The organism is Sphingobacterium sp. GVS05A (assembly GCF_019969845.1).
Taxonomy (GTDB): domain Bacteria; phylum Bacteroidota; class Bacteroidia; order Sphingobacteriales; family Sphingobacteriaceae; genus Sphingobacterium.
Genome location: NZ_JAHXYR010000001.1, coordinates 834,285 through 851,325, shown reverse-complemented (window position 1 = coordinate 851,325; position 17,041 = coordinate 834,285). Strand labels below are relative to the sequence as shown.

General features: G+C 42.6%; 14 protein-coding genes and 1 riboswitch. Of the genes, 11 read left to right on the top strand and 3 right to left on the bottom strand.

The genetic code is table 11. The annotated features are described in order from the left end of the window. From LC454_RS03635 to LC454_RS03625, 3 genes are read left to right on the top strand one after another with little or no spacing between them, the layout of a single operon-like run. Positions 1-582 carry a CDP-alcohol phosphatidyltransferase family protein gene (locus LC454_RS03635; protein WP_223579592.1) on the top strand — a complete coding sequence of 194 codons (582 nt, stop codon included), beginning with the start codon at positions 1-3 and terminating at the stop codon, positions 580-582. Positions 583-584: 2 nt separating this feature from the next. After that, on the top strand, positions 585-1,295 hold the full coding sequence (locus tag LC454_RS03630; RefSeq protein ID WP_223579589.1) for a phosphatidate cytidylyltransferase: 711 nt from the start codon (positions 585-587) through the stop codon (positions 1,293-1,295). Positions 1,296-1,347: 52 nt separating this feature from the next. Beyond that, entirely contained in the window at positions 1,348-2,019 is a 672-nt protein-coding gene (locus LC454_RS03625; RefSeq protein ID WP_223579586.1) for a diacylglycerol/polyprenol kinase family protein, read from the top strand. Between the two features lie 251 nt (positions 2,020-2,270). Here LC454_RS03625 and LC454_RS03620 read toward each other — a convergent pair whose 3' ends face one another. Continuing rightward, complete coding sequence (locus LC454_RS03620) at positions 2,271-4,910, bottom strand: alpha-L-rhamnosidase (protein ID WP_223579583.1); 2,640 nt, start codon at positions 4,908-4,910, stop codon at positions 2,271-2,273. A 235-nt stretch (positions 4,911-5,145) separates the two neighbouring features. Further along, positions 5,146-5,241: riboswitch (TPP riboswitch) on the top strand. Between the two features lie 60 nt (positions 5,242-5,301). Between LC454_RS03620 and thiS the strand changes: the two genes are divergently transcribed. From thiS to LC454_RS03580, 8 genes are all read left to right on the top strand, one after another. Beyond that, entirely contained in the window at positions 5,302-5,508 is a 207-nt protein-coding gene (gene thiS / locus LC454_RS03615; RefSeq protein WP_223579580.1) for a sulfur carrier protein ThiS, read from the top strand. A gap of 47 nt (positions 5,509-5,555) precedes the next feature. Then, positions 5,556-7,370, top strand: a complete 1,815-nt coding sequence (thiC, locus tag LC454_RS03610; protein WP_223579577.1) for a phosphomethylpyrimidine synthase ThiC — start codon at positions 5,556-5,558, stop codon at positions 7,368-7,370. Then, entirely contained in the window at positions 7,367-7,981 is a 615-nt protein-coding gene (locus tag LC454_RS03605) for a thiamine phosphate synthase (RefSeq protein WP_223579573.1), read from the top strand. Before thiC ends, LC454_RS03605 begins: the two co-directional genes overlap by 4 nt. Further along, complete coding sequence (thiE, locus tag LC454_RS03600; RefSeq protein WP_223579570.1) at positions 7,930-8,565, top strand: thiamine phosphate synthase; 636 nt, start codon at positions 7,930-7,932, stop codon at positions 8,563-8,565. The genes LC454_RS03605 and thiE overlap by 52 nt, the downstream gene beginning before the upstream one ends. Continuing rightward, positions 8,562-9,332 carry a thiazole synthase gene (locus tag LC454_RS03595; RefSeq protein ID WP_223579562.1) on the top strand — a complete coding sequence of 257 codons (771 nt, stop codon included), beginning with the start codon at positions 8,562-8,564 and terminating at the stop codon, positions 9,330-9,332. The genes thiE and LC454_RS03595 overlap by 4 nt, the downstream gene beginning before the upstream one ends. A gap of 9 nt (positions 9,333-9,341) precedes the next feature. Further along, on the top strand, positions 9,342-10,466 hold the full coding sequence (gene thiH, locus LC454_RS03590) for a 2-iminoacetate synthase ThiH (protein WP_223579559.1): 1,125 nt from the start codon (positions 9,342-9,344) through the stop codon (positions 10,464-10,466). Between the two features lie 4 nt (positions 10,467-10,470). Next, entirely contained in the window at positions 10,471-11,181 is a 711-nt protein-coding gene (locus tag LC454_RS03585; RefSeq protein ID WP_223579556.1) for a HesA/MoeB/ThiF family protein, read from the top strand. Positions 11,182-11,314: 133 nt separating this feature from the next. Beyond that, positions 11,315-12,556: a YaiO family outer membrane beta-barrel protein gene (locus LC454_RS03580; protein WP_223579553.1), complete on the top strand. Its 1,242-nt coding sequence runs from the start codon at positions 11,315-11,317 to the stop codon at positions 12,554-12,556. Here LC454_RS03580 and LC454_RS03575 read toward each other — a convergent pair. Continuing rightward, complete coding sequence (locus tag LC454_RS03575; RefSeq protein WP_223579550.1) at positions 12,553-15,975, bottom strand: sulfatase-like hydrolase/transferase; 3,423 nt, start codon at positions 15,973-15,975, stop codon at positions 12,553-12,555. The two genes, LC454_RS03580 and LC454_RS03575, sit on opposite strands and share 4 nt — an antisense overlap. Next, the gene (locus tag LC454_RS03570; RefSeq protein ID WP_223579547.1) at positions 15,969-17,036 is read right to left on the bottom strand and encodes a hypothetical protein; all 1,068 of its coding nucleotides are present in this window, start codon (positions 17,034-17,036) and stop codon (positions 15,969-15,971) included. The genes LC454_RS03575 and LC454_RS03570 overlap by 7 nt, the downstream gene beginning before the upstream one ends. Positions 17,037-17,041: the final 5 nt, after the last annotated feature.

The window sequence follows — 17,041 nt, the reverse complement described above, 5'->3', positions numbered from 1 at the left end:
ATGGAAGCGAAAAAAGAAAATAGATGGAATGTGCCAAATGCACTTTCCACCTACCGCATATTGGCATTACCTTTTATTAGCTATGCCATATTAACTGAAAACAGGGATCTCTTTATAATATTATTATCTATAAGCCTTATAACGGATATCCTCGACGGATTAATCGCCAGACTATTTAAACTTCAAACAAAATTTGGTGCTAAACTAGATTCGGTCGCGGACATAGGGACATACCTGATGGCCTTCATGGGAATGATAAGACTGGAAAAAGCTTTTGTAGCAGCATATAAAGTCGAATTTATCCTGCTTATTGTCTTATGGATCGCACCCCAGGTATATGCACTTATCCGATTTCAACGGTTCCCCAGCTTTCATTTATGGTCTTATAAAATAACTGGCTACCTACAGGGCATATTTATCTTTAGCTACTTCGTTTTCGGATTTCATGCAATCTACTTTCACCTGATGTTAATCGTGAGTTGTCTGGCTTATCTGGAGGAATTAATTCTAGTGATTACCCTACCGAAGCTGCAATCTAATTTGAAGAGCATATTCCTTATCCAACAGCAAAAAGGAGGTTAATAATGTATCTGTTTATTGCGAATATATTGCTATTATTTTTTGGAATAGGTGCTTTAGTGACACTGTATCTCAATAAGGATAGTCAAGCTGATCGAGCCAAAGAACGTTGGTTAAAACTGGGAGTTTATTTTCTGGTACTGGCCCTGGTGTTGTCGTCCATTTATTTTGGACAAATAAAACTTCTGGCTATTTGCATTGGAACAGTCGGTCTTTATGAAATTTTTAAAGCCCAATCATTTTCCAGACAACCAGTTCTTTTCTGCTGTTTTGTGTTATTCATTTACCTCAGTATCCTATTTGCATTCGTTAAGTTCAGCCATCAGATACCAACAGAGCACATATGTTTTGTCTACTTTACAGTCGTCACCTTTGATGGGTTTAGCCAACTTAGCGGTCAACTGTTGGGAAAACGAAAACTGATTCCCAAGATTAGTCCCAACAAAACTTTTGAAGGTTTGATCGCTGGTATAATATTGACAATATCGGCCAGTCTTTTCCTTTTTCATTATATCCATCTCTCAATCGGATCAACAGCATGGACAGCAGTGCTCATCTGCATTTCTGCGCTCATCGGAGATCTCTTAGCTTCTTGGTACAAGCGCAAATGTCAAATTAAGGACTATAGCCGATTAATTCCGGGACATGGTGGGATATTGGATCGCTTCGACAGCTTTATATTCTCCGGAGCAATGTATTGGTTAGTTTATTTATAGCAACGTAAATACCCTAATCTTAAAATAATTGATGAACAAATAATTTATACAGATGAAAAACGACTTATCAAATATGCTCCTATTGGCAATGATCTTTTTGCTTCTATTTGCACTTTCTGAAATATTATACCATCGCTTTAAGATTAGAGTTGAATTCACGAGAAAACTCGTGCATATAGGCACGGGCATTATTTCACTGTTATTCCCTATTTTACTTATAAGTCATTGGTCCGTATTGTTGCTTTGTGGATTATTTGCAGTGATTTTGGTCTTATCCCTAAAATTTAATTTATTGCGATCTATCCATGCAATTGACCGGAAATCCGCAGGTAGTCTAGCCTATCCTGCCGCAGTCTACCTTTGTTTTGTAACTCAGGCCTATCTGGATGATCGCTACATTTTCTATTATCTACCTTTGGCTACCTTAGCGATCTGTGATCCTATGGCCGCATTATCTGGCAAAAAGTGGCCATTGGGACCTTATATAATCTTAGGCGCAAAAAAAACTGTGTTAGGAACTATTGTTTTCTTTATCAGTGCTATTATTGTAAGTTTTTTGATCTGGAAATACACGCATGATTCGAGTCTCGGCTTTCAGGAACTCAGCATAATAACAGCAATTGCGCTGATGGCTACACTCGCTGAAGCACTGAGCAAAGATGGTTATGATAATTTAACCATTCCCATAAGTACAATTGTAGGTTTATATATCTTACTGCCTTAACCTTACCCCTTTTGTTCGTATCAAATGCATACCATATGCGCCAACAGCCAGACAAGAGACAGTCCCGGATCGGACTCTGACCAGACTCAGAACAGGAATTGTCTGGTCAGCATCTGGTCAACATTGGACTTTACTTTGGTCAGCACCGCGGGCGACCCGAATAAGATCCGAAGACAACACAAAGAAATACGAGGCGAATAATAATAGTTTATAGATTTCTTCAACTGTTCAACCGAAGTTAACCAGACCAATTATTTCAACTCCAGATCCATTTGATATTTCCCTGCTTCCAATTGAACTGCGTTGCTATTGCGGATATTCTCAGGCGGATAAAACGTTGCCGTGGCATTTGCCGGTATCTCCACGGTATATTCAACCTTGTTCCCCTTTACTTTCCAACTGGACAGGATATTGCCATAGGGAGACTGATAAGAAATCGAAGACTCCTTGAGTTCCTTCGGAAAAATAGGCTTTAACAAGACATTTTTGAAGCCAGCCTGTGTTGGATCTGGCAGGATACCGCCAATGGATTTAAAAAACCAGCCACCGATCTCACCAAACATCATGTGGTTATCAGAGATATCTCTGGTTGCTTTCAGATCCCAGTTTTCCAGCAATGTGGTCGCCCCATTGACGATCCACCAGCCCCAGGAGGGATAGGTATCCTGTACCGCAACTTTATAGGCTGTCTCCCCATAGCCGTTATCTTTGAGCGCATTCAAAAGTGCTTTTGCCCCCAATACGCCAACATCTAAGTGAAAATTGGTCTCTTCTACCCTGCTATTTAAATTGGCTGCAACTTTGGCTTTCATCGCCTCAGGTACTACGCCCCAATATAAGGGCACACTCAACTCTGTCTGCGTCCCGGTACTATAGATCCCTTTTGAACGATCCAAAAACTTCGCATTGATGGCATCTTTGATCTTCTTGCCCAACATTTCGTATTTCTGCTGATCAGCTGTTTTTCCAAACATTTTTGCGGCGGAGGCCAAAATTGTTGCGTCAACATAAAAATAAACAGATGAGGTAAGTTCGAGATTAGATTGCGATTTGACCGGTACCCAATCCCCCCGACCGAAGGTTGTTAAGCCATTGGGACTGATTCCATCCACGTAATCCACATAACGTTTAATATTGTCATAACATTCAGCTAGCAAGCTGGCATCGCCGTAAAACAAATAAGTTTGCCAAGGAATAATGGCAATGGTGCTTGTCCAGTCTAAACCATTTGCTGTGCCATAGCCCCAACCTCCTGTTGGTATGATATCAGGCAACACGCCGTTTTCCTGCTGTTCGTCCTGATGATCCGCCATCCACTTCTCATAGACAGTGATGCCGTCAAAATTATAATAGGCTGTTTCGATTGCGAGATGACCATCGCCGGTCCAGCCATTTTTCTCCCGTTGCGGACAATCCGTGGGATAGCCCATTAAGTTGGACAGATAGGCATTATTGGTTGCTTCCCATAAACCGTTTATTAAGGTGGATGATGTTTTCAACTGTCCAATGGAACGTACATCGCTATGCATGAAATAAGCCGTAATAGTCGATTCGTCCAATACAATCGGATCGCTGCTGCTCACTTCGACATAGCGAAAGCCTTTATAGCCAAATTTCGCCATAAATTCATCCTCTTTCCTACCACTCAACGTCAAGATGTCGGTCTGAAAGGGTTCCAGTTCTTTATTCCCACGATAATATACATCAATATTGGACAGATCCAAGCGTCCATTTGCCTGCAATCGTTCGCCATGCTTGATTTTGATCACCGTCCCTGCCTTACCACCAATCTTTATCTTTGTCACACCGGCCATATTCTGTCCCATATCAAAGATGTAGGTTTTCTCATCCATCTTTTTCATTAATTTCGGCGAATACGATCGAACCAGGCGGATGGGCACCATCTGTTGGGAAACAATATTTGTAGAAGGTGGGTTCCGATACTGAATGGCATGCCACTGTGAATCGTCAAACTGTGGAGTATCCCATGCCGGCATCTCCAGACGGGCATCATAATGTTCGCCGGTGTAGATATTATTATAACGGATAGGTCCCGCCGCCGTCTTCCATTGTTGGTCTGTAGTTAACGTCTCCTCGCTGCCATCCTGATAGACAATGCGCAGGTTCAAGCAAAATGTGGGACGATTACGCCAAGGGGCTTTATCAAAATCCCATACCGCTAATGGTTGATGATTATACCAACCATTTCCCAATACGACAGCAACGGCATTGTTTCCCTGCTGGATCTGAGGGGTCACATCCTCCACCACATATAGTGTACGTCTATCAAATCGGGTATACATTGGATCCAGACGATGGTCTCCTATTTTTTTGCCATTTATTGAAAGTTCGTAAAGTCCCGCCACAGCAATATAGGCACGGGCAGACTTAATCGGCTTGGTCGTTTTAAATGCTCTTCTGAAATACGGTGCCGCCTGATCGTGAATATCCTGATTATCACTGATCCATTTCCCTTTCCAGTTCTCCATCCCCATCATACCAGTCTCAAATGAAGCGATGGAAGATGTACTTTCACTCGCATTTTTGTCCCAGACACGCACTTTCCAATAGTATTTTGTCTGCCGTTTCAAGCCAGTACCGTTATAATGAATCAACATCGCTGAACTCAGTTGCTTTCCGCTATTCCAGCTATTAGCTTTATTTTTTACCAATGCAAGTGAATCACTGCTTACCAAGATTTGATAAGCAGATTGCTTCGCTCCCTGTCGCTTATCGGCCAGTCGCCAACTTAAGCGGGGATTTGATTTATCCACACCCAGCGGATTCACAAGATGCTCACAGTTCAATTCAATTGGCAGACATTCTTTTTGTTTTTGTGCATACAGCATAGAGCTTACACACAGCATCGTTGTCAGTAAAATTTTCCGCATGTTTAGTTTATACTTCGTTCAGCTTTTTGCGTTTCCCATCGTAGCATTTCGGTTATATCCTGGGTGACAATGCACACATTCAATAGGAATACAAAAAGTGTTAAATTGTTTTAGTTGATTCAAAAACGAATATATCAATTATTATCAAGATAATTAAACTGTACTGTCCTGTTATCCTGCTGATGAAAATTAACAGCAATGTTTTGGATTATTCATCAAAATAATCCTATATTAGTCTCGACTTTAGGGGTGTCCGCATATGCGGGCTGAGATTTTACCCTTATAACCTGATCCAGATCATACTGGCGTAGGGAAAAGTAAGCTATCTTCCAGATACATTACCGTATCTTGTTGTGGCCATTCCTAAAGTTTTACCAAAAAAATAAAAGGAATGGAACTAACAATCAATCATCAAATCCGATTTTTCGACCCTGCGCCGGGCTCTTTAGCCGAACTTTTACAGACGGAACTATCCGGTAAAACCCAAGGTATTGCCGTGGCCCTCAACAACTGCGTTGTTCCCAAAGACAACTGGACCGCAACGGTTTTACAACCCAATGATCATATCCTACTCATAACCGCTACACAAGGCGGATAATATCGTATGGAGCAGATTCAATTCAATATACCTAATTCCCCATTAACATGACAACAGAAAAAATCACACAAACCCCTTTTCCAAATTCGACCAAAATCTTTGTTCCCGGTACACTCTTCCCTATCCAGGTGGCCATGCGTCAGATTTCATTGAGTCCGACCAAATTGAGCAATGGACAGATCGAAGTCAATCCGCCCATCAGTATTTATGACACTTCTGGCCCCTATACAGATGGAACACAAGAGATTGACATCCGTAAAGGACTTCCCCGTCTTCGTGATCAGTGGATCCTGGACCGCGAGGATGTCATACAGCTTGAAGGCATCAGTTCACAATATGGTCAAAAACGTCTCGCAGATACCACATTGGACGAACTTCGGTTTGCTTACAGCCATAAACCTAAAGTTGCTGCACCGGGCAAAAATGTGACGCAATTACATTATGCCAGAAAGGGTATCATTACACCAGAGATGGAGTATGTTGCCATTCGTGAAAACCAACGGATAGAGCAGCTTGCTGATAGTACCCCGGGCATGGATCATCAGCATCCGGGCGAAAATTTCGGTGCCCGAACTGTCGGAAAATATATTACACCAGAGTTTGTCCGTGAGGAGATCGCTGCTGGTAGGGCAATTATCCCCAATAATATCAATCATCCGGAAAGTGAACCGATGATTATCGGTCGTAATTTTCTGGTAAAGATCAATGCCAATATCGGTAATAGTGCAGTGAGTTCAAGTATCGAAGAAGAGGTTGAAAAGGCTGTTTGGGCCTGCCGCTGGGGTGCCGACACGATCATGGACCTGTCTACAGGCAAGAATATCCACGAAACCCGCGAATGGATTATCCGTAACTCACCTGTTCCAATAGGTACAGTTCCGATCTATCAAGCGCTGGAAAAGGTCAAAGGTGTTGCCGAAGATCTCACCTGGGAAATATTTCGGGATACACTGATCGAGCAGGCCGAACAGGGTGTGTCCTACTTCACAATACATGCTGGGGTTCTTTTGCGTTATATCCATTTAACAGCACAGCGGGTGACGGGGATCGTGTCAAGAGGTGGATCCATTATGGCGAAATGGTGTCTTTTCCATCATCAGGAAAACTTCCTTTATACCCATTTTGAAGAGATCTGTCAGATCATGAAACAGTATGATGTTGCTTTTTCGCTTGGTGATGGGTTGCGCCCCGGTGCGATTGCCGATGCCAATGACGCCGCACAATTTGCAGAGCTGGAAACTTTGGGTGAGTTAACCAAGATTGCCTGGCAGCATGATGTACAGGTGATGATCGAAGGACCGGGCCACGTTCCGATGCAGCTTATCAAAGAGAACATGGAAAAACAGCTGGAATGTTGTGACGAGGCTCCATTTTATACCCTTGGTCCGCTGACAACCGATATTGCGCCGGGTTATGACCACATTACTTCCGCTATTGGTGCGGCAATGATCGGCTGGTATGGCTGTGCCATGCTCTGTTATGTAACACCAAAAGAACACCTCGGACTGCCCAATAAAAAAGATGTGAAAGATGGTGTCATCACCTACAAATTGGCTGCGCATGCTGCAGACCTAGCCAAGGGACATCCTGGGGCACAGTATCGCGACAACGCCCTGAGTAAGGCGAGATTTGAATTCCGCTGGGAGGATCAGTTCAACTTGTCATTGGATCCCGACACTGCACGTGAATACCACGACGAAACTTTACCTGCAGACGCTGCCAAAGTAGCACATTTCTGCTCGATGTGTGGCCCAAAATTCTGCTCCATGAAAATTACACAGGAAATCAGGGATAGCGCAGCGCAGGGTATGCTTGAAAAATCACAGGAATTCATCGCCCAAGGAAAGGAAATATATTTATGATCATTGCGTTGACAGCAGCGGAAGAATTCGCTGCAGAACTTCAGACCATACATGCACTGTTTGAACAGGGACTTGATCTTTTGCACTTGCGAAAATATCATTTTTCAGATGAGCAAATGCAGCGATATATAGCATCAATAGATGCTACATATCACGATAAACTGGTTCTGCATTCTCATCCGCAGCTGTCAAATGCACTTCATATTAACAGAATTCATTTAAATGAACATCATCGGCGAAACGGCTCTTTTGATCCGCAGCTGACGAACTGCATCTGCTCGACATCAGTCCATCATATCAATCAGTTTAATGCATTGGACAAATGCTGGAATTATGCCTTTTTAAGTCCATTATTTCCAAGCATTTCCAAAGCAGGTTATGGGCAGCACAATCCTGTACTGGATCAATTACAGTTTCGTTCCAATTTTGATGTTCATTTAATCGGTCTGGGTGGGATAAAAGCTGAGAACTGTCTGCTTTCAATAGAAGCTGGAGCAGATGGAATAGCTTTACTTGGCGCTTTATGGCAAGCCCCCAACCCTATTCAACATTTTATTACATGCAAACAACAACTATGCTCGAAAGACTACAGTATATCTCGCAGGGACTGACACGGACAGAACAGAAGAACAACATCCTAAAGGCATTGGATGCTGGCGCCAGCTGGATCCAAATAAGGTGGAAACAAGCTGACGATCAAGATCTCATTCGGCTTGCACAGCAGATAAAACCGATCTGTGAACAATTCGGAGCCAAATGCATTATCAATGACCATGTGAAGCTTGCCAAGGAACTGGATGTCGATGGGGTACATCTTGGACTAACGGATTGTGGTATCGCCGATGCGCGTCGGCTACTGGGGCCATCCAAAATTATTGGCGGGACAGCAAATAGACTGGAAGATGTGCAAGGTCGAATAACAGAACAATGTGATTACATCGGACTCGGCCCCTATAGACATACCGATACAAAACAAAAGCTCAGTCCATTATTAGGCCTAGCGGGATATGAAAATATCATAAACCAAATCAGTCAACAGGGACTTCCGGCTGTTCCGATTTTCGCCATCGGTGGGATCAGCAGTCTTGAAGACATTCAAAATCTGTTGCAGACAGGAGTTTATGGTGTAGCGGTATCAGGATTGATCACCCAGACACCAAATATTATTTCATCCATTAAAAATCTTTTACCATGAGCACATTACAAATAGCTGACCGCAGCTTTGGGTCCAGATTATTTATGGGGACAGGCAAATTTGGCAATCTGAACGAAATGAGTGCGGCCATTCAGGCTTCTGGCTCACAACTGGTTACCGTTGCACTCAAGCGGATTGATCAGCTTGCTGCACATGACGAATTAATCGCCGCAATTGATCTAACGACAATAGATTTGCTTCCCAATACTTCGGGAGCAAGAACAGCAGAGGAAGCCGTTTTGGCAGCCCAACTTGCCCGAGAGGCTCTTGAAACAAACTGGGTCAAACTGGAAATCCATCCTGATCCGCGCTACCTGTTACCTGACCCGATTGAAACATTACGGGCAACAGAAGCACTGGCAAAATTGGGTTTTGTTGTCATGCCCTATATCCATGCAGATCCTGTGCTCTGCAAACGACTGGAAAATGCCGGGACAGCTGTTGTTATGCCTTTGGGGGCACCCATTGGTAGCAACAAGGGGCTCCGTACATTGGACTTCCTAGAGATCATTATCGAAGAAAGCAATGTACCGGTAGTTGTTGATGCCGGAATTGGCGCCCCTTCCGATGCAGCTAAGGCCATGGAAATCGGTGCTGATGCCGTATTGGTCAATACTGCAATTGCCGTTTCCAATAATCCGCTTTACATGGCAGAAGCCTTTAAAGAGGCCGTCATTGCAGGACGTAAAGCTTATGAAGCTGGTTTGGGCCCTATCAGTTCCCGAGCTGTCAGCTCGAGTCCGTTAACCTCATTTTTATTCGATTAATATAGAGCCATGAACGATTTTAAAGAGATACTTGACCAATACAGCTGGGAAGAAGTCCAAACAAAGATCTATGGCGCCTCGGATCAAGATGTACATCGTGCATTAAACCGGGCGAATTTGACACTCAACGATTTCATGGCACTTATTTCTCCCGCTGCAACCCCTTATCTGGAGCAGATGGCACTTAAAGCACAACAGATCACGCAGCGACGATTTGGCAAGACCATCCAGCTTTATGCGCCTCTGTATCTCAGCAATGAATGTCAGAATATCTGTACCTACTGTGGGTTTAGCATGGACAATAAGATTAGACGAAAAACACTGAACAACACCGAATTATTACTCGAAGCAATGGCACTCAAATCCATGGGTATCAACCATGTATTGCTGGTCAGTGGGGAAGCAAACAAAACGGTGGAAATCAATTATTTCTTAAATGCAATTGAGCTGCTGAAACCTCATTTCTCCCAAATATCGATCGAAGTCCAACCCTTGGAACACGAAGAGTATCAATTATTACAGACTGCTGGGGTATATGCTATTTTAGTCTATCAAGAAACTTATCATCGGGAGGTGTATAAGAAATACCACCCGAAAGGGAAGAAATCCAATTTTGATTATCGTCTTGATACCCCCGACCGCATTGGGCGGGCCGGCATTCATAAAATTGGATTGGGGGTATTACTCGGATTGGAGGATTGGCGTGTAGACAGCTTCTTTACGGCTACCCACATCAGTTATTTGCAAAAACAGTATTGGCAGACCCGGTATTCAATTTCCTTTCCAAGGCTGCGACCAGCCGAAGGCTCTGTAGCACCCAATTTCCACCTCTCGGACAAGCACTTGCTCCAATTGATCTGTGCTTACCGCTTATGGAACGAAAATCTGGAAATTTCAATTTCCACCCGGGAAAATGAAAGCTTCAGGGATCATATCATTCCTATCGGGGTGACAACAATGAGTGCAGCCTCCAAAACAAACCCCGGTGGCTATGTGGTAGATCCACAAGCCCTGGAGCAATTTGAGGTCAGTGACGAGCGGGATATGGAAACCATAAAAAATCAAATCCGGAAAATGGGATATGACCCCGTGATGAAAGATTGGGAAAGCAATTACTCAGGGTTAGTACGTTAGATAGATGAAAGAGGATCTTATTTTCGAACGGTATAGCCGACAGATTTTTATCGAGGAAATCGGTGTTGTGGGGCAACGAAAAATCATGAATTCCAAGGTACTTATTGTGGGTGCTGGTGGATTGGGAAGCCCTGTATTACAATATCTAGCCGCCGCTGGCATCGGTCGTATTGCCTTAGTTGACTTTGACCAGGTAGAATTACATAATTTAAATCGACAAGTGATCCATAGTGAAAAGCAGCTACATGTCAGCAAAACAAAAAGTGCAGCCGATTACATCAAACAATATAATAGTACCATTGACTTTCAACCGATACAGCTGAAACTCGAGGCTGACAATGCAACAGAAGTCTTAGCACCCTATGACATCATTGTGGATTGCTGTGACAACTTTAAGACGCGTTATCTGCTCAATGAAACCTGCATCAGACTGAACAAGCCTTTAGTCTATGGGAGTATATATGGATTTGAAGGGCAATTGGCCGTATTTAATTATCAAGGAAGCAAGCACCTCTTGGACTTGTTCCCAACAGCTCCCTCTCCTGAACAGGTACCCAATTGTGATAAAAATGGTGTACTGGGTCCATTACCGGGGATAATAGGGAGTATGATGGCTATGCAGGTACTCAAAATGGCTGCCGGACTGCCCGTAGACTGTAATCAATTGACTCTTGTCGATACCTATCACTGGCGCTTTACGAAGCTTTCTTTTTAAGATATAACTTAACGAGCTCTCCTATCTGCGGAGAGCTTCTTCTTAAAATTCATTTAAAACAAGCATTGGCAAACAATATTTTCTAATTTTAGTTTATATATTAGCAAGCTAAATGTCAACTATACAATCTGGAATGAAAAAAGTAATCTATCCATTACTATCACTCGCTTTATTACCTTTATTTTCAATTGCCCAAGAGACAAAAATCACCGCTGATGATCTCTTTGCCAAAGCACGTAAGGTCGCTTTTGATTCAAAAGACTATCCACAGGCCATCCAATTATCGAAACAGGCGCTTGTACAGGCACCAGAGTATACCGACATCAGCATCTTTCTGGGGCGTCTTTATACCTGGTCAGACAAGATTGATTCAGCCCGGACGCTCTTTCATGAGCTAGATAAGAAAAATACAAAAGATGAAGACTTCTTTTTAGCTTATGCAGCGCTGGAGTATTGGAATGGCCAGGCTAAGAAAGCAAGCCAGCTGACCGACAAAGGGCTGGGTTTTCACCCGCAATCACAGGATCTCCTGTTGTTGAAAGCCAAGATCAACTATAGCGCCAATCACTATGAGGTCGCCGAAAATGCGGTGCATCAACTCCTAAAAATAGACCAAAAAAATGCGGAAGCACGGTCTTTGGCCAAAAACATTGAGGAATATACCGCTAAAAACGCCATTGGTTTAACCTATAATTTCGTCTATTTTGACAAACAGTTTGACAATAACTGGCATATCGTTGGCTTAAGCTATAAACGTGCTACTCCCATCGGATCTGTGATCTTTAGAACAAATTATGCGAATAAGTTCGCAGAGAACGGTGTACAGTTTGAAATGGAAGCTTATCCACGTCTATCCAAGATATTTTACCTCTATGTTGGAGCAGCTTACTCCAATAATGTAGGCATATTTGCCAAATATCGTACAGGTGTCTCCTTATACGCCAACTTACCACATAGTTTTGAAGGGGAAATCGGATACCGACAGCTTTATTTCAGTGACAATATCTGGATGTATACAGCTTCGGTCGGAAAGTATTACCAAAACTTCTGGTTTAATCTCAGGACATACCTCACACCCGGCGAGAAGAATATTTCCCAATCTTATACCGGCACAGTGCGTTACTATACGAAAGGTGCAAACGATTACTTCGGATTTAGTGCCGGAACAGGTTTGAGCCCCGAGGAAAACCGAAATAATCTATTGGATAATGCACCATACAAATTAAAGACATTCAAAGTAGGTGCTGAGTACAATTTTTCTGTCAAACAAAGTAATCTATTTTCGATCTCCGGCACCTATTATAACCAAGAATTCAGACCAAAAGAAAAAGGAAATCAATTGGATATCATCCTAGGGTATATCCGCAAGTTTTAGTCTTTCTTCAGGGGCCTAAAATAGTTGACATAAACACTGTCTGGTAACAGTCGCTTTTGAGTATAAAACAATTTGTTCTTGCGCTTAAACAATTCAAAGCGCTTGGACAATTCTTCTTTTGCATTATCCGGGGCCATATCTTCATTGAGCGTGCCATCCAGTTGATATAATTGGCCCTCAGAAAGGTGATAATTACCACGCACGAAGTCAATCAGTTGGTTCTTGCTCTGCATCATGGCGATCCCCTCTCCTTTTGCTGATGCACCTTTATCAAGACCCTGACCTATCCAGGTCACTTGAGTTGGAGTTTTTAGGGCAAAACTTTCCCTATAATAAGCCAGTACCGAAGGAGCAATGTCAAAATGGCTCACAAAATTGTGAAAGGTCTTTGCTTCTTTTAGCAGTGGCGAATAAATCAATAGTGGCACATGATAACGGTCTATTTTACTTTGTAAAGGTATCTCCGGCATAGCATGGTCTCCCGTGATAATAAAAATGGTATTCGCAAAATCCGGTCTTTTTTTATATTCCTTAAAAAACTGTGCCATCGCATCGTCCAAATTTAAAACTGAAACAAGCTGTGTACGGTTCTCCAGGGCCCACTTTTTTTGCATCGGAGACAGCTCCATAGATGCGATTCGCTGATCAAATAACTGCTCATAATGGGCTGCATTATTAATTAAAAAAGGATTGTGTGTCGATAGCGTCAGCAGGACATGGAAATAGGGATTCTCCTGCACTTTCTGTACTTCAAGCAATTTGCTAAATACGGCCTGATCTTCATACCCCCAACTTTCGCCTCCTTTTTCCGGTAACTTCTTATAGGGCGGACCAAAAGCCTCCTGGTCAATGAGCCTATCAATTTTGTTATAGTCCATAAATTTTTTCATGAAATCGAAATTAGAATGACCACCATAGAAAAATCCTGTATTAAACCCGTTATGCTTTAGAATGTTGAACAGATTAAAGTTATCCGGCAAGGTATCCTGCTCAAGGAAACCATGCATGGCGAAAGGCAATGAGCCCGTTAATGTAGGCAATACCGAAAATGTCCTTCCCGAGGAGCTCATATTATTATCCCAATACAATGATTGTTTTTTCAACGCACCTATAAATGGCGTAAAGTTGCCGATATAACCATTTTCCGAACTATAGGCATGTCCCAAACCTTCAATAACAAGAATGACCAAATTCGGTGCCTTCGTTGTCTTATTTAAATAGGCTCCCAGGAAATCCTTGGTATCTTCAGTTTTCAGAAAAGGAAATTTACTATTCAGTTCCTTGGGATCCGCATCATCTTGACCGAGTACAGCCAACATTCCGGGATGCTCCATCACATAATTGGATAAATTGGAATCAAAAAAATAACGCCACTTACTTCGACTTGCATTGGCCACAAATTCATCTTTTGCTGAAGCGCTTCCCAAGATTGAAGCCGAAGAAATAAAGCAAGACACAAGGCCTATCAACAAGAAAGCAATCCCCACATAAGCCTTTTTAAAAGTCTGCTTATTGGCTATCCAAAGCGGAACCCAAGCGATCACAATCAGTAATAAAAGTAAAGCGATATTCGTAAAACTCAGCATGCCACTGGCTTCCAAAATCTGTTTCATCTCTTCGGAACTGTAATAAAACATGTCCGCGCCAAGCAGATTTCGCGATTCCGCGAAATACAGAAACAGAATAAATTGAATGACAACGATTGCTGATAATGATACGACCAGCAGAAACTTCGACCAAAAGCTACTGAGAAACTGAAGCAATACATACCCTAGTCCCACACAACCCAGCACCTGAAAGGCAAAGAGCAGGTTGTCTCCAAGAAGGTATTTCCCTGCACCAACATCTGCAAGCTGAGCAAAACGTCGGCCATACCACCACCATTCTATTCCGATGGACAACATGTACAACACAAAGAAAACAGCCATGACCGGACCGATTCCTTGCAATGCTAGATTTAATCGCTTACTCAAGTATTTCCAAACGGACTCATTCGCCTCTTTTTGCTGAAACCCTTGTCTCGTCATTTCGCCCCAACCATGTTGCTTACGAAAGTAATCTACTACCCCCTGCACACCGGCTTTGACAACAATGGGATGAAAATATAAAGGTTCAAGAATGGCGGTTGTAAGCAAGGTTGAGAGATCCCGTTTTTTTGTATAGACCTGATGGCTGACAAGATCAACCAAGATGGCATAGATTGAATAGAGAATTCCAGAAGCGATGACCAGCGCAAATAAGGCAAAGAAGAAGGGCCAGTTGATGATTCCTAGAATAAAAAAGATCACAAAGACAATGTAACCTGTAAATTCAACTAGAGGTCCCAAAAACTCAAAGAAAAACCAGTAAGGCATACTGATCATACCAAAACGACCGTATTTGGGATTAAACATCAGTTTTCGATGCTTCCATAAGGTCTCCATGGTACCTCTCATCCAGCGATTGCGCTGTTTGCGCAGTACCTCTTTTGACTCCGGCACTTCCGTCCAACACAATGGATCCGGAATATTAACGACTTCATAGGCTTGCTTTTGCTCTTCCATATAACGCCGCATACGTACCACGAGCTCCATATCCTCACCCACCGTATTTCTGTCATAACCACCACAAGCCAAAACGATCTGACGATCAAAAGCCCCAAATGCACCAGAAATCAAAATCAATCCAGAAGCCCTGGACCAAGCCATTCGCCCCAAAATAAAGGCACGGATATATTCCAGCGCCTGCGTGCGGCCCAACCAGGACTTCGGAAGATTTACCTCCGTCACAGCCCCATTGACCACATTGCAATTATTTGCCAAACGTATTACGCCACCACAAGCAATGACACGTTTCTCTGTTTGTTCCAAAAAGGGTTTCGCCAATTTTAAGATCGCATCCTGTTCCAGAATACAGTCCACGTCGATACAGACGATATAATCACCAGCAGAAATGTTAACACCAACATTGAGTGCGTCAGCTTTACCGCCATTCTCTTTATCGACAACAATGAGTTTTTTAAAGGCTGGATTTTTACTTTTATAGATTCCCCGAATTACCTTGGTTTCAATATTTCCCTGTACAAAAAAAGAAGTAAGTTCGAGTTCATAAGCCACGATCAATTTTTCCATAGAATCATCCTTACTGCCATCATTCACAATGATAATTTCCAAATTATGGTAATACAAGGATAATAGAGAGCGTACATTCTCGATAATGGTCATCCCCTCATTATAGGCTGGCGCGATCAGGCTAAAGGTGGGTGCATTGGGATTTGTAGCAATAATACTATAATCGGTAAATGCGTTTTTATGTTTATAACGAAAGACTGCTCCATAAGCATATAATCCGATCCACGTATAGATAATAAATACGGCAGCAGAATACAGTAAAAATAGCCAAACTGCAATTTCATAAACAATATGGGAAAATTCTAACATTTTTTCTCTTGCAAAGCGTGTTTAATAATCTGTATGAGTTGGTCGTAGGTATCCGCTGTTCGCGAAATTTCGTGCAAATAGTCTACTTCACCTAGAACGACAAGTACCTCTGCCGCCGAGATTTTAATCGATACCTCAGCATGATTCCACAATTGTTTCTTCAAAAAATCTTCACTTTCCCTGCTCCGGGCCACTTTCATGGATTTAAGGATTTCAAGCTGTACTTCAATTGGCTGTTGATCGAAGCAGGTAATAAACTGTCTAATGGTCGTGTTGTTTTCTATGGCTTGCAGCGTCCGTATAGCTTGTACACGAACAGGTATGGCTGGATGGTCAAGCAAGTCATGGACTGCTGCATACATTGGCATCAATCTAAATTTTCGGATCAGACGCAAGGTAAATATAACGACATAATCATTTGTACTCTTTAACCAACTGTAAAACTGCACATCAGAAAGTTCAGGTATATGATGAATAGAGTACAGGAGTCGCAATTGTTGCCAGTCTGATAGCGGTTTATCAAAATGCTCTAAAAATCCCAGACCTTCATAGCCCTGAAAACTTACCATAGCGTACTGTGCTTCCTGATAAACCGCCGTACGATCATCATTCAGTTTAGCCTTTATCTCCGGAATTGCCGCTTCAACATTCATCGCAGCCAATTCCTGTATACCACCGGCAACGAGGTAGGCTTTTCTTTGCCTTAGCTTTCGCCAAGCCTCATCTTCCAATTTGAATTGATAAAACAGGCCATTGATGGCTTTTTTTGCCGCGCCGGAAAATTTACGGTCCGAAGCAACCAATACATCCAAGAAAAGTGCACGAAATGAAGGTTCCTTGAGATATTTGCCGAATTCCTGATCGTGTTCAGTATTCTTATCAGTCCCCACAATCGTCTCTATAATTTTATACTCGATAATCTGTCTCCAGGAATGTCGATTATGTAAGATCCTATAACTGTAAAAACTGTAGCCCAGCACGGCAATAATCAGCAATAGCACTAGAACTAGGACGGCGATTATTGCTAGGATAAGCTCATGTAGGACGATATGCTGGGACATAATCT